The following is a 23,109-nucleotide window of genomic DNA, read 5'->3' as shown; positions in this document are numbered from 1 at the left end:
GGAACGGCGGCACAGGCCTCATCCGGCGGCGCGGCAGCAGGGCCGCAGGCGGGCGCGCAGCACCCGGCCGGACAAGACGTGAGCACCGAATGCTCGGTGCTGGATACACCGCCGGACTCCCCGGCGGCTGATGCTTGACGGTGCTTCCGACACCCCTTTTCAACGGGGCCGAAACACCAGCGAATGGCGTGAAATTCACGCGCAATGGAGCGCATTATACATAAATCAAAACGCTGTCCTGAAAAGCACCGCCGGCGGACCATTGATTCTCACTATGGCTGTAACAATCGACATGCTCCGGGAATGCCCGGAGGCGCGCACCGCGACGCGCGTCGCGCGGCCGGCAAGCGGCACGCGCGACCGGTACAATCGCTCCTTTTAGCCGCCGGTGCCTCCATGAAAGTCACGCTCATTCCGGTCACGCCGTTCCAGCAGAACTGCTCGCTGCTCGTCTGCGAGAAGACGGGCCGCGCCGCCGTCGTCGATCCGGGCGGCGACCTCGACCGGATCCAGCAGGAAGTCGCGCGGCAGAACGTGCAGGTCGAGAAGGTGCTGCTCACGCACGGGCACATCGATCACTGCGCGGGCGCGAAGACGCTCGCGACGCACTACGGCGTGCCGATCGAGGGGCCGCAGGAAGAAGAGCGCTTCTGGATCGAGAAGCTGCCGATGCAGAGCGAGCGCTTCGGCTTTCCGGCCGCCGAAACCTTCGAGCCGGATCGCTGGCTGAACGACGGCGACACCGTGCAGTTCGGCGACGAGACGCTTGAGGTCTATCACTGCCCGGGCCACACGCCCGGCCACGTCGTGTTCTTCAGCCGCGCGCATCGCGTCGCGATCGTCGGCGACGTGCTGTTCGCCGGTTCGATCGGCCGCACCGATTTCCCGCGCGGCAATCACGAGGATCTCGTCCGCTCGATCAAGGAGAAGCTGTGGCCGCTCGGCGACGACGTGACGTTCGTGCCGGGCCACGGCCCGGTGTCGACGTTCGGCGACGAGCGCCGCACGAACCCGTTCGTGTCCGACAAGGTATTCGGATGAACCAGACCGCCATCCCGGAAATCTACGTCAGCACCGACGTCGAGGCCGACGGCCCGATTCCCGGCCCGCACTCGATGCTGAGCTTCGCGTCGGCCGCCTATACCGAGGACAAGCAGCTGATCGCGACCTTCTCGGCCAACCTCGAGACGCTGCCGGGCGCGCAGGCGCACCCGGTGCAGGAGGCGTGGTGGAAGACCGAGCCCGACGCATGGGCCGCGTGCCGCCGCGACCTGCAGGCGCCCGAGGCTGCGCTCGTCGCGTACGTCGACTGGGTCGAGGCGCTGCCCGGCAAGCCGGTGTTCGTCGCGATGCCGGCCGGCTTCGATTTCACGTTCATGTTCTGGTACATGATGCGCTTCGCCGGGCGCTGCCCGTTCTCGTGGTCCGCGCTCGACATCAAGACGCTCGCGTTCGCGATGACGGGCCTGCCGTACCGCAAGGCGATCAAGCCGCGTTTTCCGAAGCACTGGTTCGACGACCATCCGCACACTCACGTCGCGCTCGACGACGCGATCGAGCAAGGCGCGCTGTTCTGCAACATGCTCGCCGACCTGCGCCGCCAGCAGGCCGCGCTCGCGGGCCTCGCGGTGTCGGACACCGATCGGTCGGAAAACGCGGGGGCGGGACAAAACCCCACGGATCCGCGAGCAAATTAGCGAATCTCGCTCAGCAACGCGACGCCAGATTGCCTTTCCTTTCCCGGCCCTCTAACATTCAGCATGTTGTTGCTGCCGCATGGAGGCGCAGGTGACGCTCGATTCCTTTTCGCAAAAAATCCTTCGCCTGTTGCAGCTCGACGCGCGCCGTTCCGTTCAGGAAATTTCCGACCAGGTCGGCCTGTCGAGCACGCCGTGCTGGCGCCGCATCAAGGACATGGAACAGTCGGGCGTGATCCAGCGCTACACGGCGCTGCTCGATCGCGAGAAGCTCGGCCTGCACGTCTGCGCGCTCGCGCACGTGCACCTGACCCGCCACAACGAAGGCGGCGTCGAGCAGTTCGAGCGCGAGATCGCGACCTGCCCGGAAGTCACCGAGTGCTACAGCACGACCGGCGAGGCCGATTACATCCTCAAGATCGTCGCGCCGGACATCAAGGCCTACGACGTGTTCCTGCACGAACGCATCTTCAAGATCCCCGCCGTGTCGCAAGTGCGCACGAGCGTCGTGCTGCGCGAGATCAAGTTCGACACGCAGCTGCCGCTGTAACGGCTGTAACGCACACGCCCGCGCGGGCGGCCCGCCGGCGGCAGGTCACGCCTGCGCAGGCATCGTGCGCGTGAAGCCGATCCGGCGCGCGCCGAACTCGCGCTTCAGCGCGTCGACGTCGAGCCGGCCGGCCAGCGCCGCATCGGTGTCGTGCGGATCGCACGCCAGCGTCACGTCGATCTCGAGCCCCGTGCTCAGGTAATGCAGGTTGATCGCCGCCACATGCAGCCCGCGCTGCGCGAGCGCGGCCTCGAGCCGCGCCGCGATCTCGCCGCGCGGCGGCAGCGCGAGCGCCGGACGGCGCGCCGCATCGTTCTCGGGGTCGACGTGGATCAGCGCGTCGAGCACGCGCGGGTCGCGCAGCACGCGTGCACGTGCGGTTTCCGCGATGTAATGCCCTTCGGAGACGGAGATCATCGGATCGACGAGGATGTGCGCGTCGACGAGCGCCGCATCGCCCATCTTGCGCGTGCGCAGGTCGTGCACGTCGCGCACGCCCGGCGTCGCGGCGAGCAGCGCGCGGATCTCGGCCGTGTCGGTCGTATCGAGCGCGCGGTCGGAGAGATCCTGCAACGCGTCATAGCCGAACGTCCAGCCCATGCGCGCGACCATGAAGCCGACGATCGCCGCCGCGATCGGATCGAGCAGCCGCACGCCGGCCAGGCTGCCGACGATGCCGATCGCGACGACGAGCGACGAGGCGGCATCCGAACGCGCATGCCACGCGTTCGCGACGAGCATCGCCGAGCGCACGCGCCGCGCTTCGCGCAGCATGTAGCGAAACAGCGCCTCTTTCGACACGAGCACCGTCAGCGCGACGACCAGCGCGGAAAAATGTACCGCCGGAATATTTTCGAGATTAACGAGACGGTCGCCGGCCCGCCACAGCATGCCGACGCCGACTGCAATCAGGATTGCGCCGAGAAACAGCGACGCGACGGTCTCGTAGCGGCTGTGCCCGTAATTGTGGTCGGCGTCCGGCGATGCGCCGCTATGCCGATTCGCAACCAGCACGACGAAATCCGAGATCAAATCGGAAATCGAATGCACCCCGTCGGCAATCAATGCTTGCGAATGCGCAATCGTGCCGACGACGATCTGAAATGTCGCAAGCACGACATTCAGCACAATACTGACGAACGTGCTCTTGCGTGCAACCGCGTGCTTATCTGCGCTCTGCGCGTCGCCGGAAAACGTGGACATGAAATATGAGATATCGGTGTGCGGTACGCAATTCTATCAAGGGTGCCCCGCGAATCCCGCCAATACCCACAAATTTCTTATTCAAATCAATCGCTTATGCGAACAGGTCGTATTTCCATTCGCACCCTCCATCATTACATTTTCATGACAACGCCATGCGCGCGGCGGCCGCTGAAAACAAAAAAGCCGCGCTCCTGAACGGACACGCGGCTCTTTTGAAGCGCAGGCGACTTAAACAAACGTTTAAATCGCGAACTGTTCGCGGTTCTTGCCCGCGATCCAGCGCGGCGGCTTGCCGCGGCCCGACCACGTCGCGCCCGTTTCCGGATCGCGGTATTTCGCGGCGACGCCAGCGCGCGGACGGCCAACCTTGCCTGCCTTCGCGCGGCTGAGACCGAGTTCGGCGAGCGAAAAGCCGTAGTCGGCAATTTTCTGCTTCACGTCATTCAGCACTTCAGCGTATTCACGCGACTTCGCTTCTTCGATTTGCTTCTCCAGCTTCTCCCGCTGGGCCAGCAGGTCCTTGTAAGAAGACATAGTTTCCCTTTCTATCTGACTAATGGCGCCGGTCTGCAGCCAGCTCACCATTCATGAAATATATGTGCCTCGGATTTTCGAAGGCAGAGATTAGCACAAAAAAGATTTGATAGAAGCGAGATTCATGAAAATCCCGAGATCAATTGAAATTCACTCGTGTCATTTTGACCGGTCGCGGCCTTTTCTCAAATTTTTACGTTCCTACACAGAGATTAGGACATTAGCCATTGGCTATTAGGTCTATCAACATACGCAATTACCCTGCATTCGGAAAAATAGAAGCTTTCATCGGACGACAGTTTTACGAAAATCGGACGGCGCAACACGCTAAACGGACAAACCGCGGACAAGCCCGCACCGCGACGTCACGTCACATCCCGCGCGCACGCAATCAGCCGCTCGTGCAACGCACCCGCGTCGGCCAATGGCGTATCGAACGGCGTGCGCACGCGGCGGCCGTCGTGTCGCCAGTCGGCGCCGTGACGATCGACGCCGAGCAATTCGAGCCCGTCGCGGCGCGCCGCGCCGCCCTCGTACGCGTCCCATAACGCCTGTTCCTCGTCGAAGGCGAGCGGCGGCAGCGCATCGAGATGCGTGCCGTCGACCCAGCCCATGCGCCCGAAACCGCCGATATAGCGCAGCCGCTCGACGTCGAGCGCCCAGAACGTGAAATCGCCGAGCGCCAGATAACGCGCGGCGTCCGGCTCGTAGCGCAGGTAGCGCGCGGTGACGTGCGGATCGTCGCCGAGCGGCACGAACCGGCCGAGCAGCGTCGCGCGCTCGGCGTTCAGCACGTCGCCGCCGGACGCGTCGACCACGAGGAAGCCCGCGCGCGGATCGGCGGCCAGGTTACGCGTGTGCTCCGCGAGGCCGCTCACGAGGATCACCGGACGATGGCTTGCATCGGGTGCAAACGGAACGACCGTCGGATACGGGAAGCCCTGCGGATCGCGCGCATGGGTGGCGAGCGTGCCGAGCGCGCAGCGGTGCAGCAGATGCAGGGCGAGAGCGGGATCGATGTTCAAGAGGACTCCTGCGGTCGAAGGGCGGCGCGCCGGGCACGCCATGCGCTTCGATGTTACCCGCGGGCGCGGCACGCCGCGCATCGGTCGAACGGCCAATGCGGCGAATCCCGGAGGGCACCGCGACCGCCCGGACATCGGCCAAGCGGCCATCGCCCGGCAGGATCGTAAGCGGTTCGATAGAATCGGACGGGTCCGACGGACGCCGCGTGCGTCCGCGCATTTCCTTTGACGAGCCTTTCCGTGTCCGAACCCTCCTCCCCCGAATCGTCGTCCCCGTTCGCCGCGCCGCCCGATGCGCATCGCGTGCTGCCGCTGCCGGCCCGCCAGCGCGCGCGCACGGCGTCGATGGCGCTGTTCTTCGTCGCCGGCATGATGTACGCGTCGTGGGGCGTGCACGTGCCGACCGTGCGCGACAAGTTCGCGCTGAGCCCCGGCCTGCTGTCGATCGCGCTGTTCGCGGTCGCCGGCGGCTCGATCGCCGCGATGCTGACCATCGCGCGCTGGATCACCCGCGTCGGCTCGCGCACCGCGTGCCTCGCCGGCGGGCTCGTGATGTCCGCGTGCGCGGCGCTGATCCTCGTCGTGCCCGACTACTGGATGCTGCTCGCGGTGCTCGCGCTGTTCGGTTTCTCGATGGCCACGCTCGACGTCGCGATGAACGCCGAGGCCAGCGCCGTCGAGATCGCGCTCGGCAAGCCGATCATGTCGTCGCTGCACGGGATGTTCAGCATCGGCGGGATGGCGGGCGCGGCCGCCGGCGGCGCGCTGCTGTCGGCCGGCATGGCGCCGGTCGTGCATCTCGCGCTCGCGGCAGCCGTGAGCGCCGCGGTGCTCGTGGCCGCCAGCCCGGCCGTGTTGCCGCACGTGCCGCACCACGAACACGCACATGGCGGCGGCAACCGCTGGCGCTCGCCCGCGTTGTGGATGCTCGGCGGCATCGCGCTGATTGCACTGGTCGCCGAAGGCGCGATGTACGACTGGGCGACGGTCTACATGCGCGACGTCGTCGCGGCGAGCCCCGCGCTCGCGAGCGCCGCGTATGCGGCATTCTCGGGCGGGATGGCCATCGCGCGCTTCGCGGGCGACGCCGTGCGTGCGCGCTTCGGCGCGCCGCAGCTCGTATTCGCGAGCGCGTCGCTCGCATGCGCGGGGATGATCGGCGCGCTGCTGCTGCCGAACCCGGTCGCGGTGCTGACCGGCTTCACGCTGATGGGCCTCGGCCTCGCGAACATGATGCCCGTGCTGTTCGCCGCCGCCGCGCGCGTGAAAGGCATCCACGCAGCCGAAGGGCTCGCGCACGTGGCGGGGCTCGCGTATTTCGGGCTGTTGTTCGGCCCGGTCGTGATCGGTGCGGTCGCGCAGGCCGCGAACCTGACGATCGGCCTGTCGGTCGTCGCGCTGTGCGCGGCGCTCGTCGCGCTGGTCGCGCCGAAGGTGCTCGCCCATCTGAAGATCTGACGGTACGGCGCTCACCGGGTCGAACCGCCCAAAAGAAAACGCGCATGCGTTGCCGCATGCGCGCTTTCACCCCTTCTGTTGACCGCCTGTTGCGTTACATCTTCACTTCGTCGAGCAGCGACTTCTTGCCGCCCTTGTAGTTGTACAGCGAGATCACGCCGTGCTGCAGGTCGCCCTTCGAGTCGAAGGTCGTCGTGCCGATCACGCCCGAGTAGTTCGTCGCCGGCATCGCGGCGAGGATCTTCGCCGGATCCGTCGAGTTCGCGCGCTTCATCGCGTCGACGATGATGTACACGGCGTCATACGTGAACGGTGCGTAAATCTGGATCGGCTGGCCGAAGCGCTTCTCGTACTTCGCCTTGAACGCCGCGCCGCCCGCCATCTTCTCGAGCGAGGCACCGGCTTCCGAGCACACCACGTTGTCGGTCGCGTCGCCGGCCAGGTCGGCCAGCTTTTCCGTGCACACGCCGTCGCCCGCGAAGATCTTCGCGCGCAGGCCGAGCTGCTTCGCCTGTTTCGCGAACGGGCCGCCGGTGGCGTCCATGCCGCCGTACATGATCGCGTCCGGATTCTCGCCCTTGATCTTGGTCAGAATCGCGCGGAAGTCGACCGCCTTGTCGTTCGTCGCGTCATGCGACATCACCTTCAGGCCGAGCGCCTTGGCCTTCTTCTCGAACTCGTTCGCGAGACCCTGGCCGTAGGCGGTCGAATCGTCGACCACCGCCACGCTCTTGATGCCCTTCGAGTGCGCGTAGTTCGCGAGTGCCGGGCCCTGCTGCGCATCGGTGGCCACCACGCGGTACGTGGTCTTGAAGCCCTGCTGCGTGTAGGCCGGGTTCGTGGCCGACGGCGAGATCTGCACGATGCCCGCATCGCTGTAGATCTTCGAGGCCGGGATCGACGTGCCCGAGTTCAGGTGGCCGACCACCGCGACGACCTTGTCGTCGACGAGCTTCTGCGCAACCTGCGTGGCCTGCCGCGGGTCGGCCGCGTCATCCTGCGGGTCGAGTTGCAGCGTGATTTTCTGGCCGCCGACCGTGAGACCCTTCGCGTTGATCTCCTCGACTGCGAGACGCGCGCCGTTTTCGTTGTCCTTGCCCAGGTGTGCAATGCCGCCCGTCAACGGCGCGACGTGGCCGATCTTGACGACTTGATCGGCTGACGCGTTGCTTGCAGCTGCAGCGCACAGCATCGCTGCGGCGGTGATCGGCAACAGCTTTTGCATCTTGATATTCATGTAAGTCTCCAGTTCGGTCCCAAAAAACGCCATCGCCCGGTGCCCCGCTGCCATCCCTGTGTTTGCAATCACTGGACGATTCGCCGGATGCATCGTTCATGCACTTGGCCTCAAGCACGTGAAAACCGCCGCTTTTAGCAGCCGCCCGTCCGTACTTGCGCGCAAGTGTAGGTGATCAAATTAATTTGTGGGACTTTTTTGGGGTAGTGGTAACACTACCGATATGCGCACTTTGGAACGACTACTCGAATATCGCTGCAAGCCCCGCCGGATAAGGGTTTCCGCTAATTCCCGAGGCTTCGCCGAAAGGTCGCTTCAAAGTATTCCCGGGGCATTTCGATTCGGTATTTTGTGCCCGGGATCATTGAATGAAACGCGCGTGACAGCGCGCGTTTCGTCGTCCGGCATGAACGATTCAGGCAGCCGCCGCACGCCATTCGGCATCGAGCGCGGCGACGAGCTGCGACGTCGTCAGCGCATCACCGCGCCGCCGCGCGAGCGGCGCGCCCTGCCCGGCCCACAGCGACAGGTAGTCGCCGTCGTTCGCGCGCGCGGCGGCCTGGCGCAGCGGCTGCGTCAGCGCGTTCTGCACCGGGTACGGCGCGACGTCGGCCACGCGTTCGCCGAGCCGCGCCATCAGCGTATTGCGCAGCCCGCGCGCGTGGCGGCCGGTGATCGCGCGCGTGACCTGCGTCGACGTATCGGTGCTCGCGAGCAGGCGCGCCTTCCAGTCCGCCGCGATCGCGCTTTCTATGCAGGTGAGGAACGCGGTACCGAGCTGCGCGCCCTGTGCGCCGAGCGCAAGCGCGGCCGCGATCCCGCGGCCGTCCATGATGCCGCCGGCGGCGAGCACGGGCAGGCCCGTCGCGTCGACCAGTTGCGGCACGAGCGCGAACGTGCCGATCAGCGCGTCGTCGGCGGAACCGATGAACGTGCCGCGATGGCCGCCCGCCTCGGCGCCCTGCGCGGACAACGCGTCGGCCCCGGCCGCCTGCCATGCGAGCCCCTCGGCCACGTGCGTCGCCGTGCCGATCACGTAGGTGCCGGCGGCCTTCAGGCGCGCGACGTCGGCCGCGTCGAGCACGCCGAACGTGAAGCTTGCAACGGGCACGCGCAGCGCCACCAGCGCATCGAGTTGCGCACGGAAATCCGGCGCGTAGCGCGCGGGCGCGGTGCCCGGCGGCAATCCGAGCGCCGCGTTCAGCGGGTCGATCGCGGCCAGCGCACGCGCGACGGTCGCCGCGTCGGGCGTCGCGTCCGGCAGCACGAACAGGTTGACCGCGAACGGGCGGGCGGTCGCCGCGCGGATGGCCTCGACTTCGGTCGCGAGGCGCTCGGGCGCGAACGCGGCGGCGCCGAGACTGCCGAGCGCGCCGGCGTTCGATGCGGCGGCGACCATCTCGGCCGTGGTCGCGCCGACCATCGGCGCCTGCACGAGCGGCACGCGCAGGCCGAAGCGTTCGGAAAAGGGCGTGGAAAACAGGCGGGCAGACATGGCGAATCCTTCGATGACGATGCGCGAAAGCGCTTTGTAAAGGCTGGCACATCGACTCTATCGAAGCGGCGCTGCACCGAAAAATGAATAATCGAGATCGAAACGATCGCTGCGCGAGAAGCAGGCGCGCGTCCTGCGCCGATACACGATCGGCGGCACATGAGGCCGCCCCTCTCACCCGGGGAGCGCTTCCTGCACCGTCACACGATCGGTGGCACACTAGGCCGCCTCTTTCACCCCGGGGCGCGCATCGCGCACCCCGTTCGCCAGGAGTTCAGAACGTGACTGCCCAATGGATCGACATCCCGACCGGTAACGACAGCTTCGGCGGCTATCTCGCGCTGCCCAAGCGCGGCACTGGCCCTGCCGTCATCATCATCCAGGAGATCTTCGGCGTGAACTCGCACATCCGCGCGGTCGCCGACCAGTACGCGTCCGACGGCTTCGTCGCGCTCGCGCCGGACGTGTTCTGGCGCACGCAGCCGCGCGTCGAGCTGACCTATGAAGGCGCGGACCGCGACAAGGGCATCGAGCTGATGAAAAAGACCGACGTGGGCCTCGCGGTCGCGGACATCGGCGCGGCCGCCGATGCGTTGCGCGCGCGCCCCGAAGTGGCCGGCAAGATCGCCGCGATCGGCTACTGCTTCGGCGGCCAGCTCGCGTACCGCGCGGCCGCGACCGGCAAGATCGACGCGGCCGTGGCCTACTACGGCGGCGGCATCCAGAACGCGCTCGACCTCGCCGGCAAGGTCACGCAGCCGATCCTGTTCCACTACGCCGAAAACGACCACGGCATCCCGCTCACGGCCGTCGACCAGGTGAAGGCCGCGTTCGCCGGCCACGGCCATGCGTCGTTCCACGTCTATCCGGGCGCCGAGCACGGCTTCAACTGCACGGATCGCGCGTCGTACAACCAGCGCGCATCGGCGCTCGCGCACGGCCGCACGCTGACCTTCCTCGCCGAGCACCTCTAAAAACGGCCGGCAGCGGGCCCCTCGCAGCGGGCCCGCGTTATGCTGCCGACATCGCCACGCGTCACAACGGGGGTGACTGCGATGCACTCGGACTATCTCGCGCACGACGCGATCGGCCTCGCCGCACTGGTACGCGAACGCAAGGCGAGCCCGCGCGAACTGCTCGACGCCGCGATCGGCCAGGCCGAAGCGGTCAACAGTGCGATCAACGCGATCGTGCTGCAGGACTACGAAGCCGCACGCCAGCGTGCGGTCGCCACGCCGGACGGCGGCGGCGCCGACGCACCGTTCGCCGGCGTGCCGTATCTGGTCAAGGATCTCGGCGCGGCGGTGGCCGGGCTGCCGCTGTCGATGGGCAGCCGGCACTACCGGTATTTCGTGCCGGACGACGATTCGCCGGTGATCGCGCGAAGCCGCGCGGCCGGGCTCAACGTGTTCGGCAAGACCAACACGTCGGAAATCGGCCAGATGCCGTACACGGAACCCGAACTGTTCGGCGCGTGCCGCAATCCGTGGAATCTCGACCACACGCCCGGCGGCTCGAGCGGCGGCGCGGCCGCGGCCGTCGCGGCCGGCATCGTGCCGCTCGCGCATGCGTCCGACGGCGGCGGCTCGATCCGCATTCCGGCGTCGTGCTGCGGGCTGTTCGGCCTGAAGCCGACCCGCAACCCGGTCCTCGTCGACCGGCCGTCGAACGGCGAGCTGGTCGTCCAGCATGCGGTCACGCGCAGTGTGCGCGACAGCGCGCTGCTGCTCGACGTGACGACCGGCCAGACCTTGCCGGCCGGCGCGCCCGGCACGTTCCTCGGCGAGCTCGACACGCCGCCCGGCCCGCTGCGGATCGGCCTCGTGCTCGACCCGATGCTCGCGCCGGCGCTCGCCGACGACACCCGCGCGGCGCTCGACGACGCGGCCGCGCTGCTCGAATCGCTCGGCCACCACGTCGAGCCGGCGACGCTGAACGTCAACTACGCACGCACGGCCGAAACCTTCCTCACGCTGTGGGCAACGATCGCCGAGGAGATGGTGCTCGGCGCGCGCGCGCTGACCGGCCGCACGCCGAAGCGCGGCGAATTCGAAGCCGCGACGTGGGCGATGGCCGTGGTCGGCCGGCGCCTCGCGCGCACCCGCCTGCCGGACGTGCTCGAATGGCAGCGCCAGCTCACCGTGCAGGTCTCCGGCCTCGTGTCGCGTTACGACGCGATCCTGTGCGCGTCGCTCGCGGGGCCGCCGGTGAAGATCGGCGAATTGCAGCCGACGCCGTTCGAATCGGCGCAGATGAAGGTGCTCGCCGCGCTGCCGGTGAAGCCGCTGCTGAAGGAAATGCTCGCGAGGTCGTCGGAAAAGGCGTTCACGTGGGCCGGCTGCACCGAGCTGTTCAACCTGACCGGCCAGCCGGCGATGTCGGTGCCGCTCTACTGGAACGCGCGCGGGCTGCCGATCGGCGTGCAGTTCGCCGCGCGCCACACCGACGACGCGCTGCTGCTCAGGCTGGCACGGCAGCTCGAACAGGCGCGGCCGTGGTTCGACCGCCGCCCGCCGCTGATGCAGGCGCAGCGCTGACGCACGCGGCCCCGCTCCGCAACCCTCGAAAAAAAGCCCCGCCGGCAGAAACCGGCGGGGCTTTCGCACATGCAGGCACGTGAGCGCGCCTACACGTCGAGCCGTTCACAGATCGTCCGCGTCGCGGCCGCCGTGTTCAGCGTATAGAAATGCAGCCCGGGCACGCCCGCGTCGACCAGACGCTGGCACAGGCCCGTGACGACGTCCGCGCCGAACGCGCGGATCGACTCGCGATCGTCGCCGAAGCTCTCGAGCCGGCGTGCCACCCAGCGCGGCACTTCGGCACCGCACATCTCGGAGAAGCGCATCAGCTGCGAGAAGTTCGTGATCGGCATGATGCCCGGCACGATCGGCACGTCCACGCCCAGCTTGCGCGCATCGTCGACGAAGCGGAAATACGCGTCGGCGTTGAAGAAGTACTGCGTGATCGCGGAATTCGCGCCGGCTTTCACCTTGCGCGCGAAATTCTCGAGATCGGCCTTCGGCGAGCGCGATTGCGGGTGGTACTCCGGGTAGCCGGCGACCTCGATGTGGAACCAGTCGCCATGCTCGGCGCGGATGAAGCTGACGAGCTCGGACGCATAGCGCAGCTCGCCGACCGCGCCCATCCCGGACGGCAGGTCGCCGCGCAGCGCGACGATGTGCCGGATGCCGTACGAGCGGTACTGGTCGAGGATCGCGCGCAAGCTGTCGCGCGACGAGCCGATGCACGACAGGTGCGGCGCGGCCTCGAGGCCGTCCTTCTGCATGTCGAGCACGGTATCGAGCGTGCCCTGCTGCGTCGAGCCGCCGGCGCCGAACGTCACGGAGACGAATTTCGGCTTCAGCGGCATCAGTTGCGCACGCGTGGCGCGCAGCTTCTCGACGCCTTCCGCCGTCTTCGGCGGGAAGAATTCAAACGAGAGTTCGATCGGTTTCATGATTCGGTGGGAACAGGCTCAGGCCTCAGCCGATGTCGCGCTGACCGAAGATCAGGGCGGACAGCAGCCACGACACGATGCTGTACAGGATCGAACCGAAGAACGCGGACCAGAACCCCGACACCTCGAAGCCCTTCAGCAGCGACGACGCGAACCAGAAGCACAACGCGTTCACGACGAGGATGAACACCCCGAGCGTGACGATCGTGACGGGCAGCGTCAGCAGGATCAGCACCGGGCGGATCACCGTGTTGATCAGGCCGAGCACGACCGCGATGATCAGCGCCGTGCCGAAGCTCTTGATGTGGATCGACGGCACGAGGTACGTGATGATCAGCAGCGCGAGCGCGTTGATGACCCAGGTGAGGATGACGCTCATGGAGTGCTCCGGTTCGGTTGTCGATCGGTACGATCAGTGGCCGCCGCCGGCCGCCGCGGGTGCCCGAAGGCGCGCCGCGGCAGCCGGCGATCCCGCGCCGTGCCGCCGTGCCGGGTGCGCGTCGGCGACGCGCGCACGGCACCGCGGCGGCGGCGCATCGGATCAGTAGCGGTAGTGGTTCGGCTTGAACGGGCCGTCCTTCTGCACGCCGATGTACGAAGCCTGCTCGTCGGACAGCACGGACAGGTTCGCGCCGATGCGCGCGAGGTGCAGGCGCGCAACCTTTTCATCGAGATGCTTCGGCAGCACGTACACCTTGTTCTCGTACTCGTTGCCGCGCACGAACAGCTCGATCTGCGCGAGCGTCTGGTTCGCGAACGAGTTCGACATCACGAACGACGGGTGGCCGGTCGCGCAGCCGAGGTTCACGAGGCGGCCTTCGGCCAGCAGGATCACGCGCTTGCCGTCCGGGAAGATGATGTGGTCGACCTGCGGCTTGATGTTTTCCCACTGGTACTGGCGGGTCGACGCGACGTCGATTTCCGAGTCGAAGTGGCCGATGTTGCAGACGATCGCGTTGTGACGCATCGCCTTCATGTGATCGTGGTTGATCACGTGGTAGTTGCCGGTGGCCGTCACGAAGATGTCGGCCTTGTCGGCCGCGTATTCCATCGTCACGACGCGGTAGCCTTCCATCGCCGCCTGCAGCGCGCAGATCGGATCGATTTCGGTGACCCACACGGTCGCGCCCAGGCCGCGCAGCGACTGCGCGCAGCCCTTGCCCACGTCGCCGTAGCCCGCGACGACCGCGACCTTGCCCGCGATCATCACGTCGGTCGCGCGCTTGATGCCGTCGACCAGCGATTCACGGCAGCCGTACAGGTTGTCGAACTTCGACTTCGTGACCGAGTCGTTCACGTTGAACGCCGGGAACGGCAGGCGGCCGTCCTTTTCCATCTGGTACAGGCGGTGCACGCCGGTCGTGGTTTCTTCGGTCACGCCCTTGATGTGCGCGAGGCGCGTCGAGTACCAGGTCGGGTCCGCGTCGAGGTGCTTCGCGATCGACTTGTACAGCGCGACTTCTTCCTCGTTGGTCGGCTTCGCGATCACCGAACGGTCCTTCTCGGCCTTCGCGCCGAGGATCAGCAGCAGCGTTGCGTCGCCGCCGTCGTCCAGGATCATGTTCGCGAATTCGCCGTTCGGCCATTCGAAGATGCGGTGCGAGAACTCCCAGTATTCGTCGAGCGATTCGCCCTTGAACGCGAACACCGGCGTGCCGGCTTCGACGATCGCGGCAGCCGCGTGATCCTGCGTCGAGAAGATGTTGCACGATGCCCAGCGGACGTCGGCGCCGAGCGCCTTCAGCGTCTCGATCAGCACGCCGGTCTGGATCGTCATGTGCAGCGAACCCGCGATGCGCGCGCCCTTCAGCGGCTGCTGCGCCTTGTATTCGTCGCGGATCTGCACGAGGCCCGGCATTTCGGTCTCGGCGATGTTCAGTTCCTTGCGGCCCCAGCCGGCCAGCGCCATGTCGGCGACGACGAAATCGTTGGAGACTTTGGAATCGATAATGGCGTTCATCACGCCCTCCTTTCTAAAAAGTTTCTAGATTGGTGACGTGAGCGCCGTTCAGGAAGCGGGGCCGGTGCGACGGTCGCGATACGCGCGCCGCACGGCTGCTTGGTGAAGCTTTCCGAGCCTGGCGGACGCAGGGGTCCGTCGCAACGCTCCTCGGAAAACGGAGGGGATTGTAGCAAATCGGCGCGCAGAATGCGCACACGGATGCAGATGCCGAACGCGCGGCGTCGACGCGCGCGGCCGTCAGGAACGGTAAAGGGTCAGGATTCCGCGCCGACCCACGCCTGTTCGCGCAGCCGCGCGCGCAGGCGCGCGACGGCCTGGCTGTGCAGCTGGCATACGCGAGATTCGCTCACTTCGAGCACCGCGCCGATCTCGCGCAGATTCAGACCCCGTTCGTAGTACAGCGACATCAGCAGCTTCTCGCGCTCCGGCAGCCGCTCGATCGCCTCGACGAGCGCTTCGCGCAGGTGCTCGTCGAGCAGTGCCGACAGCGGGTCCGCGTGGTCGACGCGGTAGCGGTCGAGGAACGGCTCGTCGTCGGCCGCGCGATCGAAATCCTCGTAGTAGATCAGCTGGCTGCCGTGCAGGTCCTGCAGCATCCCCTGGTACTCGTCGAGCGGCATGTTCAGGTGCTGCGCGATCTCGGTCTCGCTCGCCGAGCGGCCGAGATGCTGCTCGACCTGGTGCACCGCGTGCTCGACCTCGCGCGACGTCTTGCGCAGGCTGCGCGGCAGCCAGTCGTTGCTGCGCAGCTCGTCGAGCATCGCGCCGCGGATGCGCTGCGTCGCGTAGGTCTCGAACTGCGCGCCCTGGTCTTCCTTGTAGCGGCCGGCCGCGTCCATCAGGCCGATCATGCCGGCCTGGATCAGGTCGTCGAGGTCGACGCTCGCCGGCATTTTCGCGACGAGCTGCAGCCCGAGGCGACGCACGAGCGGCGCATATTGCGCGAGCACGTCGGCCTGGGACATCTTTCCTTGAGCGTTGTACATCATGGCTCTCTCCTTCCGGTGGCGCTCATGCGGCGTGTGCCGCGCCCGCCTCATACGACGGCTTGCCGCCCGCGTGCACGGCGCGGCCCGCACCCGAACGCGGGCGCATCGGCCAGTACAGCAGGTCGGCGGCAATCTGCCGGTAGTCGCGCGCGGCGGCCGACGACGGGAACGCGTCGACCGCGGCGCGCGTCAGCTCGCGCGCATGCTCGACGAGCGGATCGGCGCTCACGCAGCCCGCGTCGTCGATCGACACCGTCAGGTAGCGGCTCGCGACGCCCGCGAGGTTGTCGAACGCGACCTTCGCATCCGCGTGGCTGCCGACGTGATTGGTCAGCACGCGGAACTGCGCGAGCGCGTGCGCGAAATGCAGCCGCTTCATGCATGCGTATGCCTCGGTGATCGCCTGCGCGGCGACCCGCGTGACGACCAGCACGTCGTGCGCTTCGCGGGCGAGCGCCGAGAACGAACCGTCGGCGCCGAGCTGCGCGTCGACGAGGACGATGTCGGCCGGCCCGTCGATGAAATCGCTGAGCTGCGCGTCGGTGTAGCCGGCACGCGCGAGCCGCGCGGCGGCGCACAGGCCGAAGCCGGCCGCGACCCGCGTGCGCTCGCCGTCACGCAGCCACGCGCCCGCGAGCGTCGCGCTGGCCGAATGCACGTCGGCGCGCTCGTCGACGACGAGCACGTCCTTGCCGAGCGACGCGAGCGCCGCCGCGAGGTTCACGACGGTGGACGTGCAGCCGACACCCGCCGGCCCGCCCGTCACCGCGACGATGCGCGACGCGCGCCCGGCCAGCAGGCGCCGCAGCCCTTCGGCCTGGTCGATGATTCGTTTATCCAAATCGCACCTCGTGCAGCTCGGCGGTGGAACGTGCGGTCAGTGCGGAAAGCAGCGTCGGCATGTCCTCGTCTTGCGGCACGAAGGGCGAGCCGTCGCGCGGCACACAGAACGCGCTCTTCAGCAGGAATCGGGTCGATGCGACGTACAGGTTCTCCGGCACCTTCTGGCCGGTGGACACGTAGTGGATCGGCAGCTTGTAGCGGATCACCGTGTCGAGCACGCCGCCGAGGTGGGTCGCCTCGTCGAGCTTCGTGAGGATGCAGCCGGCCAGGTCCGGATGCTCGCCCGCGCTGCGGTACGCCTGCACGACTTCGTTGAGCGTGTCGCCATGGCTCGTCGCGTTGAGCAGCAGCAGGCGCTGCACCGGCGCGTTCGCGCCGTGCAGCATCGCGATCTGGTCGGATACCGCGCGGTCGCGCTGGCTCATGCCGATCGTGTCGATCAGCACGATGTGCTTGTTGCGCAGCTCGGACAGCGCGAGCGCGAGATCGCCCGCATCCTTCACCGCATGCACGGGCACGCCGAGGATCTTGCCGAAGATGCGCAGTTGTTCGTGGCCGCCGATCCGGTAGCTGTCGGTGGTCAGCAGCGCGACCTTGCTCGCGCCGAAGCGCATCACGCAGCGCGCGGCCAGCTTCGCGGTGGTGGTCGTCTTGCCGACGCCCGTCGGCCCCATCAGCGCGAACACGCCGCCGCGCTCCATCAGCGCGTCCTCGCTGTCGAGCACCGGCAGGTTCGCCGCGAGCACCGACTGCGCCCATTCGGCCGCCTGTTCGAAGCTCTGCGCGCCGTCGCCGGACGGCATGTTGTCGACCAGCATCCGCACGAGCTGCGCGGAGAAACCGGCCGCGAACAGGTGCTTCGTCAGCGCGCCATGCACGGCGCTGCGACGCTGGCGGTCGTGCCACATCAGGCTGTCGAACTGCTCTTCCATCATCCCGCGCAGCTCGCCCAGCTCCTGCATCACCGTATCGTTGACGATCCGCTCGATGCGCGACTTCACCGCATCGGCCACCGCGGCGGCGGCGTCGGCGGACAGGCGCGTGCGCTCGGCCGCCTTCGCGGCCTGCGCAGCGCCCGGGTCCGGCGCGCGGGTCGCGGCGGCCGGCATCCGGCGTTCGGCGTCGCGCACGATGTCGCGCGCCCAGCCGGGTGGCGTCGCGCTCGCGGCGGCCTGCGGGGCCGGCGGGCTCGGCTGCGGCGCGGCAGGCGCCGCCTGCGTGCGCGCCATCAGCGCATCGCGCTGCTGGGTCAGGCGCTTCGCGTGCTCGACCAGCCACGGTGCGGGTTCGGAAGCCGCGGCCGGCGCACCGGCGGCGGGAGCGGCGGCGGCGGCGGCCGCCGGCATGCCGGCCAGCGGGTCCGCATCGAGCGTCGAAGCGGGCGCGGCCGTGTCGTCCGAGCCCGCGTCCGTATCGGCGCTTGCGCCGAACATCGACGAGAACACGTCCGGCAACCCGCCTTCGCCTGCCGCATACGGATTGACGGCCGGGCGGGCGAGCGCCGCGCCCGGGCGCGACACGATGCCCGGCACCGCGGCGGCGGGCACCGATTCCGGCACGCGCGGCGCGGCCATGCGTGCGCGCGCCGCGGCCGGCGGCGTCACGGCGGCCAGGTCCGAATCGGCGAGGGCGACGATTTCCACGCTGCCGTCATCGAGCGTGCGGTTCGACAGCACGACCGCGTCGGCGCCGAGCGCCTCGCGCACGAGACGAAGTGCGTCGCGGCTCGTTGCGCCGGTGAATTTGCGAATGTTCAAGCGGAACCCCCGATGACGTTAACGACTTTGATCGTGCGTGTGTCCGGCACTTCGGCGTACGACAGCACTTTCAATTGCGGCAGGCTGCGGCGCAGGAAACGCGCGAGCATCGCGCGCAGCGCGTGCTGCACGAGCAGCACGGGCGGCAGCCCGAGATTCTGTTGACGCAGCATCGCCTGCTGCGTGCCGGTCAGAAGGTTGTGCGCGAGGCCGGGTTCGAGGCCCGGGTTCGCGCCGGTGGCGAGCGCCTGCGACAGCACGCGCTCGAGATTCGCGTCGAGGCCCATCACCTGCATCTCGCCCGCGCCCGGATACCACTGCTGCGTGATCGCGCGGCCGAGCGCGAGCCGCACCGCGGCCGTGATCTCGAACGCGTCGCCGCGGCCCGCGTGTTCGGACACGGCCTCGAGGATCGTGCGCATGTCGCGGATCGGCACGCCTTCCTCGAGCAGGTTCTGCAGCACCTTCTGCAGCGTCGTCAGCGAGATCGTCTTCGGCACGAGGTCCTCGACGAGCGACGGCGCGTCCTTGCCGGTGCGCTCGACGAGCGCCTGCACTTCCTGGCGGCCGAGCAGCTCGGCCGCGTGCTGGACGACCAGATGGTTCAGGTGCGTCGCGACGACCGTGCTCGCGTCGACCACCGTGTAGCCGTACACCTGCGCCTGTTCGCGCATCGCGACGTCGATCCACACGGCCGGCAGCCCGAACGCGGGGTCCTGCGTGACGGCGCCCGGCAGCGCGGCCGTCACCTGGCCGGGGTTGATCGCGAGCCACTGGCCCGGGAACACTTCGCCGACGCCGATCTCGACGCCCTTCAGCGCGATCCGGTACGCGTTCGGCCGCAGCTCGAGGTTGTCGCGGATATGAATCACGGGCGGCAGGAAGCCGATTTCCTGCGCGAATTTCTTGCGGATGCTCTTGATGCGCTTGAGCAGTTCGCCGTCGCTGTTCTTGTCGACGAGCGGGATCAGCCGGTAGCCGACTTCGAGGCCGAGCGGGTCGATCAGCTGCACGTCGTCCCAGGTCGCCTCGTGGCTGTCGGACGGCAGCACGGCGGGCGGTGCGATGTCGGTCAGGTCGCCGGCCGCCTTGCGGGCCGCCGCGCGCTTCGTCTGCGTACGGGCCAGCCAGATCGCGCCCCCGCCGAGCGCGAGGAACGCGAAGTGCGGCATGCCCGGGATCAGCCCCATCAGCACGATGATCGCGCCGGTGATGTTCAGCACGCGCGGGTTCGTGAACAGCTGGCCGGTGATCTGCGTGCCGATGTCCTCGTCGGTCGCGACGCGCGACACGATCACGCCGGCGGCGGTCGAGATCACGAGCGACGGGATCTGCGCGACGAGGCCGTCGCCGATCGTCAGCAGCGTGTAGTTCGTGCCGGCCGCGGCGAACGTCATGTCGTGCTGGACCATCCCGACGATCAGCCCGCCGATCACGTTGATCGCCATGATGATCAGGCCGGCGATCGCGTCGCCGCGCACGAACTTCGACGCGCCGTCCATCGACCCGTAGAACTCGGCTTCCTGCGAGACGGCCAGGCGGCGCTTGCGCGCCTGTTCCTCGTTGATGAGGCCCGCGTTCAGGTCGGCGTCGATCGCCATCTGCTTGCCGGGCATCGCGTCGAGCGTGAAGCGCGCGGACACTTCGGCGATCCGCCCCGCGCCCTTCGTGATCACCATGAAGTTGATGATCATCAGGATCACGAACACGACGATGCCGACCGCGAAGTTGCCGCCGACGAGGAAGTGGCCGAACGCCTCGATCACCTGGCCGGCCGCGTCCGGCCCGGTATGGCCCTCGAGCAGCACGACGCGCGTCGACGCGACGTTCAGCGACAGGCGCAGGAGCGTCGAGAACAGCAGCACGCTCGGGAACGCCGCGAAGTCGAGCGGCTTCATCGTGTACATGCTGACGAGCAGCACCATCACGGACAGCGCGATGTTGAACGTGAACAGCAGATCCAGCAGCATCGGCGGCAGCGGCAGGATCATCATCCCCAGGATCATGCAGATGAGGATCGGGCCCGCGAGCGCGCGCAGGTTGGTGCCCGCGAACGGATTCTGGCGCTTCGCGAACAGGCCGGTCGGGGTGCTCATGCCGCGCCTCCGTTACCGAGCGTGTCTTCGGCTTCCTCGCGTTCGTCGTCGGCGGAGACCGACGCGCCCTTGTCGAGGTCGGCCGGCACGTCCAGGTCGACCGGCACCGCCGGGAACGCGCCGCCTTCCGAACGGAAGCGCTTGAGCTGGTAGACCCACGCGAGCACTTCGGCGACGGCCGAGTACAGCGAGCCGGGAATCTCGCGTTCGAGTTCGACGTTGTGATACAGCGCACGCGCGAGCGGCGGCGCTTCGAGCAGCGGCACGTTGTGTTCGGCCGCGAGTTCGCGGATGCGCGCGGCGACGAGGTTCACGCCCTTCGCGACGACCTTCGGCGCGCGCATCTCGCCGTCCGTGTATTGCAGCGCGACGGCGAAGTGCGTCGGGTTCGTCACGACCACGTCGGCCTTCGGCACGGCCGCCATCATCCGGCGCCGCGCGATCGCGCGCTGCTGCTGGCGGATCCGCCCCTTCACGTGCGGATCGCCTTCGTTCTCGCGATGCTCGCGCTTCACTTCTTCCTTCGTCATGCGCAACTTCTTGTTGTACTGCCAGATTTGGTAAGGCACGTCGAGCGCGGCGACCACCAGCATCCCGGCGACCGTCGTGCCGCAGCACACGGCGACCAGGTGCAGCGCATCGGGCAGCGCCACGCCGAGCGGCTGCATCGCGAGACCGAGCAGCTCGTCCTTGCTGCGCCAGATCGCGACGCCGCCGATCACGCCGACGACCAGCGTCTTCGCGAGCGACATCCCGAGCTGGATCGGCCCCTGGATCGAGAAGATCCGGCCGAGGCCCGAGATCGGGTTCAGGCGGTCGAACTTCAGTTCGAACGTCTTCTGCGAGATCAGCCAGCCGCCGAGCGCCATCGGCGCGAGCAGCGCGGCGACACCCGTGAGCGCGAGCAGCGGCAGCAGCGCGGCGAAGCCTTCGAGGCTCGCGCTGCCGGCCGCCGACAGCATCCGGTTCGTGTCGAACGCGGTCGCGCGATCGAACAGGAACGCGCCGCGCAGCATTGCCTGCAGATGCCCGCCCGACGGGCCCGCGAGCAGCCAGGCACCGTAGAACCCGGCCGCGAGCAGCGCGAACGAAGCCAGTTCGCGCGAACGCGCGACCTGCCCCTCCTCGCGCGCCTTCTCGCGGCGCCTGGGAGTGGCGGCTTCGGTCTTGTCGAGATCGCTCTCGTCTGCCACGGGGCCTCCAGTCGGGTACGGCGGAATGCCGCTTTCCAGTGACACCGATTATTCATGGAGGCGTCAAACACCGATCGGTCGAGCAAAGCCGGGAAAGGGGGGTATTTCGGGGAATCGGGCGAGCCGGTGCAAACGCGGCCGGACGGGGCCGGAAGAGGGACGGAACGGGGTGCGGCGCGGCGGCGAAACGGGCCGGCCGGTGCGACGCGAGGGTGGGCGCGGGGCTTGGGGCTTCGGGCCGAGCGACGACGGCGCGAAGCGGGAAAATGGTGAAGCGGTTGGTGAAGCAGTGAAGCGGTGTAGCGGGTGCGGCGCGAAACCAGGCCCCGACGCGACAGCGTCGCGCGTCGGGGCAGGCGTCGGTCAGGCCGCCGCGATCGGGTCCGCGCCGAAGCGGTTCGGGCCTTCGGTGCCGCGCGAGCACATCCACACGAGCAGCAGGATGCCGCCGACGATCGGGATCAGTGCCAGCAGCAGGAACCAGCCCGAGCGGCCCGTATCGTGCAGCCGGCGCACGCTGACCGCGATGCTCGGAATGATCAGCGCGAGCGAGATCAGGCCGAGCACGACGAGCAGCAGCAGCGTGATCAGGCCCGCGTCGTGGCCCGCCGCGCCGACGACCTGCGCGACGATCGACAGCACGCAGGTGAGCAGCGCGAAATACCAGTATTCGGCACGGCGCGCGCGGCCTTCGAAGGTCGCGTATTTATTGAGTACGGAACGAACGGCTTCTGAAAAATTCATCTTATTACCCTCCTGTTTTATATTGACGACCCCGGAAACAACGCCGGCATTATATGTTTGAATTTCGGCGGACTCCAATCTATTTTCACATGGCGGGTAATGCGTTCGCCCGGCTGCAGCGCATGCCAGTACGGCGCGGGAACGGATACCGCAGCGGAATGCGGCGCCACAGACTTGCATGCCGCGTCATTTTAATAATCTTTAACACCTGACATAAACGACAGCCCCGGATAATCCGGCACTTGATTACAACCGAATGAAACCCGGTACGATCGATAATCGCTGCGAGTGACGCATTCGATTAGCCGGCCGGTATTACGCCGGCGCGCAAGGCGCGCTACGCTTCGTCATTCCCGATTCCGGCCTGACCGCATCATGCTCCGTCATTCGTTCGTTCCGTCGCTGTCGCTCGCCTGCGCGCTGGCAGCCGGCTGCGCAGGCACGCCGGCCCTGCCGCCCGGCGCGCAGGCGCCTGACGCACCGCACCCCGGCACGATCACCCTGCACCATGTGTGGAACGGGTCGACGCAAACCCTGCGCGCGCAGGATGTCCCCGCGAGCGTCGCTTTCCGCTGCGCCGACGCGCGCGGCGAACCGTCGGAACGCGCCCGCGCGGCCTGGTGCGTGCCGGTCGTCGAGATCGAATCGGTGTCGGTCGATGCCGCCGGGCGCCCGGTCGCGCCGGCCGATGCCGTCCGGATCGAAAGCACCGCGTACGGGCCCGGCCACCGCTTCCTCGACCATACGCAGCTGAGGCGTGCCGGCCGGCCGCCGGTCTAGCGCCCGTATACGCCGATCACGGGCTTTCCCGGCCCCCTGCCGGCCATGGCCCCCGCGAGGCACCGTTCACGCCGACAACGGGCCG

Annotated in this window: 21 protein-coding genes and 1 riboswitch; of the genes, 7 read left to right on the top strand and 14 right to left on the bottom strand. The window is 67.8% G+C overall.

Features of this window, described 5'->3' with window-relative positions:
• Positions 1-396: 396 nt before the first annotated feature.
• The 3 genes from VK92_RS05320 to VK92_RS05310 all read left to right on the top strand — a co-directional run bounded on the left by VK92_RS05320 (position 397) and on the right by VK92_RS05310 (position 2,247).
• Positions 397-1,041 (top strand): MBL fold metallo-hydrolase, encoded by a 645-nt coding sequence (locus VK92_RS05320; RefSeq protein WP_021158624.1) that lies wholly within the window; start codon positions 397-399, stop codon positions 1,039-1,041.
• Complete coding sequence (locus VK92_RS05315) at positions 1,038-1,697, top strand: glycerol-3-phosphate ABC transporter permease UgpE (protein WP_021158625.1); 660 nt, start codon at positions 1,038-1,040, stop codon at positions 1,695-1,697. The genes VK92_RS05320 and VK92_RS05315 overlap by 4 nt, the downstream gene beginning before the upstream one ends.
• Before the next feature lie 79 nt (positions 1,698-1,776).
• Entirely contained in the window at positions 1,777-2,247 is a 471-nt protein-coding gene (locus tag VK92_RS05310) for an Lrp/AsnC family transcriptional regulator (RefSeq protein ID WP_006477376.1), read from the top strand.
• Positions 2,248-2,292: 45 nt separating this feature from the next.
• Here VK92_RS05310 and VK92_RS05305 read toward each other — a convergent pair whose 3' ends face one another.
• The 3 genes from VK92_RS05305 to VK92_RS05295 all read right to left on the bottom strand — a co-directional run bounded on the left by VK92_RS05305 (position 2,293) and on the right by VK92_RS05295 (position 5,012).
• Positions 2,293-3,450: a cation diffusion facilitator family transporter gene (locus VK92_RS05305; RefSeq protein WP_048025324.1), complete on the bottom strand. Its 1,158-nt coding sequence runs from the start codon at positions 3,448-3,450 to the stop codon at positions 2,293-2,295.
• Between the two features lie 243 nt (positions 3,451-3,693).
• Positions 3,694-3,987: an H-NS histone family protein gene (locus tag VK92_RS05300; protein ID WP_006491875.1), complete on the bottom strand. Its 294-nt coding sequence runs from the start codon at positions 3,985-3,987 to the stop codon at positions 3,694-3,696.
• A 365-nt stretch (positions 3,988-4,352) separates the two neighbouring features.
• A complete protein-coding gene (locus VK92_RS05295; RefSeq protein ID WP_048025323.1) occupies positions 4,353-5,012 on the bottom strand; it encodes a HugZ family pyridoxamine 5'-phosphate oxidase in 660 nt (219 codons plus the stop codon).
• A gap of 240 nt (positions 5,013-5,252) precedes the next feature.
• Here VK92_RS05295 and VK92_RS05290 point away from each other — a divergent pair, with 240 nt between their 5' ends.
• Positions 5,253-6,470 (top strand): MFS transporter, encoded by a 1,218-nt coding sequence (locus VK92_RS05290; RefSeq protein WP_048025322.1) that lies wholly within the window; start codon positions 5,253-5,255, stop codon positions 6,468-6,470.
• A 94-nt stretch (positions 6,471-6,564) separates the two neighbouring features.
• Here the strand turns inward: VK92_RS05290 and VK92_RS05285 are convergent, their stop codons facing one another.
• Positions 6,565-7,707 (bottom strand): branched-chain amino acid ABC transporter substrate-binding protein, encoded by a 1,143-nt coding sequence (locus VK92_RS05285; RefSeq protein ID WP_027788629.1) that lies wholly within the window; start codon positions 7,705-7,707, stop codon positions 6,565-6,567.
• 415 nt (positions 7,708-8,122) lie between these two features.
• The gene (locus tag VK92_RS05280; RefSeq protein WP_048025321.1) at positions 8,123-9,202 is read right to left on the bottom strand and encodes an NAD(P)H-dependent flavin oxidoreductase; all 1,080 of its coding nucleotides are present in this window, start codon (positions 9,200-9,202) and stop codon (positions 8,123-8,125) included.
• 281 nt (positions 9,203-9,483) lie between these two features.
• On the opposite strand from VK92_RS05280, the gene VK92_RS05275 reads away from it, so the two are divergent.
• Positions 9,484-10,176, top strand: a complete 693-nt coding sequence (locus tag VK92_RS05275; protein ID WP_027788631.1) for a dienelactone hydrolase family protein — start codon at positions 9,484-9,486, stop codon at positions 10,174-10,176.
• Between the two features lie 81 nt (positions 10,177-10,257).
• Entirely contained in the window at positions 10,258-11,739 is a 1,482-nt protein-coding gene (locus tag VK92_RS05270; RefSeq protein WP_048025320.1) for an amidase, read from the top strand.
• A gap of 89 nt (positions 11,740-11,828) precedes the next feature.
• On the opposite strand, the gene metF is transcribed toward VK92_RS05270, so the two are convergent.
• The 9 genes from metF to VK92_RS05225 form a co-directional block, all read right to left on the bottom strand.
• Positions 11,829-12,659 carry a methylenetetrahydrofolate reductase [NAD(P)H] gene (metF, locus tag VK92_RS05265; RefSeq protein ID WP_021164275.1) on the bottom strand — a complete coding sequence of 277 codons (831 nt, stop codon included), beginning with the start codon at positions 12,657-12,659 and terminating at the stop codon, positions 11,829-11,831.
• A gap of 25 nt (positions 12,660-12,684) precedes the next feature.
• Positions 12,685-13,038, bottom strand: a complete 354-nt coding sequence (locus VK92_RS05260; RefSeq protein ID WP_006477367.1) for a phage holin family protein — start codon at positions 13,036-13,038, stop codon at positions 12,685-12,687.
• 162 nt (positions 13,039-13,200) lie between these two features.
• The gene (gene ahcY, locus VK92_RS05255) at positions 13,201-14,619 is read right to left on the bottom strand and encodes an adenosylhomocysteinase (protein WP_048025319.1); all 1,419 of its coding nucleotides are present in this window, start codon (positions 14,617-14,619) and stop codon (positions 13,201-13,203) included.
• A 32-nt stretch (positions 14,620-14,651) separates the two neighbouring features.
• Positions 14,652-14,777, bottom strand: a riboswitch (S-adenosyl-L-homocysteine riboswitch).
• A gap of 99 nt (positions 14,778-14,876) precedes the next feature.
• Positions 14,877-15,611 (bottom strand): RNA polymerase sigma factor FliA, encoded by a 735-nt coding sequence (locus VK92_RS05250; protein WP_006484033.1) that lies wholly within the window; start codon positions 15,609-15,611, stop codon positions 14,877-14,879.
• Between the two features lie 22 nt (positions 15,612-15,633).
• A complete protein-coding gene (locus VK92_RS05245; protein ID WP_021163904.1) occupies positions 15,634-16,452 on the bottom strand; it encodes a nucleotide-binding protein in 819 nt (272 codons plus the stop codon).
• The gene (flhF, locus tag VK92_RS05240; RefSeq protein ID WP_048025318.1) at positions 16,445-18,211 is read right to left on the bottom strand and encodes a flagellar biosynthesis protein FlhF; all 1,767 of its coding nucleotides are present in this window, start codon (positions 18,209-18,211) and stop codon (positions 16,445-16,447) included. The genes VK92_RS05245 and flhF overlap by 8 nt, the downstream gene beginning before the upstream one ends.
• A complete protein-coding gene (gene flhA / locus VK92_RS05235) occupies positions 18,208-20,307 on the bottom strand; it encodes a flagellar biosynthesis protein FlhA (RefSeq protein WP_021162676.1) in 2,100 nt (699 codons plus the stop codon). The genes flhF and flhA overlap by 4 nt, the downstream gene beginning before the upstream one ends.
• Positions 20,304-21,500, bottom strand: coding sequence for a flagellar biosynthesis protein FlhB (flhB, locus tag VK92_RS05230; RefSeq protein WP_021162677.1), 1,197 nt, complete (start codon positions 21,498-21,500; stop codon positions 20,304-20,306). The genes flhA and flhB overlap by 4 nt, the downstream gene beginning before the upstream one ends.
• A 363-nt stretch (positions 21,501-21,863) precedes the next feature.
• Entirely contained in the window at positions 21,864-22,244 is a 381-nt protein-coding gene (locus VK92_RS05225; protein WP_021162679.1) for a DUF805 domain-containing protein, read from the bottom strand.
• A 375-nt stretch (positions 22,245-22,619) separates the two neighbouring features.
• Here VK92_RS05225 and VK92_RS05220 point away from each other — a divergent pair, with 375 nt between their 5' ends.
• The gene (locus VK92_RS05220) at positions 22,620-23,024 is read left to right on the top strand and encodes a hypothetical protein (RefSeq protein WP_048025317.1); all 405 of its coding nucleotides are present in this window, start codon (positions 22,620-22,622) and stop codon (positions 23,022-23,024) included.
• Positions 23,025-23,109: the final 85 nt, after the last annotated feature.

This window comes from Burkholderia sp. LK4 (assembly GCF_001043615.1).
Taxonomy (GTDB): Bacteria; Pseudomonadota; Gammaproteobacteria; order Burkholderiales; family Burkholderiaceae; genus Burkholderia; species Burkholderia cepacia.
This window is presented reverse-complemented; position numbering and strand designations above follow the sequence as displayed.

Bases quoted from the DNA above. Each gene is read 5' to 3' on its own strand.
- VK92_RS05320 (WP_021158624.1), top strand. From the start codon at position 397: ATGAAAGTCACGCTCATTCCGGTCACGCCGTTCCAGCAGAACTGCTCG.
- VK92_RS05315 (WP_021158625.1), top strand. From the start codon at position 1,038: ATGAACCAGACCGCCATCCCGGAAATCTACGTCAGCACCGACGTCGAG.
- VK92_RS05310 (WP_006477376.1), top strand. From the start codon at position 1,777: ATGGAGGCGCAGGTGACGCTCGATTCCTTTTCGCAAAAAATCCTTCGC.
- VK92_RS05305 (WP_048025324.1), bottom strand. From the start codon at position 3,450: ATGTCCACGTTTTCCGGCGACGCGCAGAGCGCAGATAAGCACGCGGTT.
- VK92_RS05300 (WP_006491875.1), bottom strand. From the start codon at position 3,987: ATGTCTTCTTACAAGGACCTGCTGGCCCAGCGGGAGAAGCTGGAGAAG.
- VK92_RS05285 (WP_027788629.1), bottom strand. From the start codon at position 7,707: ATGAATATCAAGATGCAAAAGCTGTTGCCGATCACCGCCGCAGCGATG.
- VK92_RS05280 (WP_048025321.1), bottom strand. From the start codon at position 9,202: ATGTCTGCCCGCCTGTTTTCCACGCCCTTTTCCGAACGCTTCGGCCTG.
- VK92_RS05270 (WP_048025320.1), top strand. From the start codon at position 10,258: ATGCACTCGGACTATCTCGCGCACGACGCGATCGGCCTCGCCGCACTG.
- metF (WP_021164275.1), bottom strand. From the start codon at position 12,659: ATGAAACCGATCGAACTCTCGTTTGAATTCTTCCCGCCGAAGACGGCG.
- VK92_RS05260 (WP_006477367.1), bottom strand. From the start codon at position 13,038: ATGAGCGTCATCCTCACCTGGGTCATCAACGCGCTCGCGCTGCTGATC.
- ahcY (WP_048025319.1), bottom strand. From the start codon at position 14,619: ATGAACGCCATTATCGATTCCAAAGTCTCCAACGATTTCGTCGTCGCC.
- VK92_RS05250 (WP_006484033.1), bottom strand. From the start codon at position 15,611: ATGATGTACAACGCTCAAGGAAAGATGTCCCAGGCCGACGTGCTCGCG.
- flhA (WP_021162676.1), bottom strand. From the start codon at position 20,307: ATGAGCACCCCGACCGGCCTGTTCGCGAAGCGCCAGAATCCGTTCGCG.
- VK92_RS05225 (WP_021162679.1), bottom strand. From the start codon at position 22,244: ATGAATTTTTCAGAAGCCGTTCGTTCCGTACTCAATAAATACGCGACC.
- VK92_RS05220 (WP_048025317.1), top strand. From the start codon at position 22,620: ATGCTCCGTCATTCGTTCGTTCCGTCGCTGTCGCTCGCCTGCGCGCTG.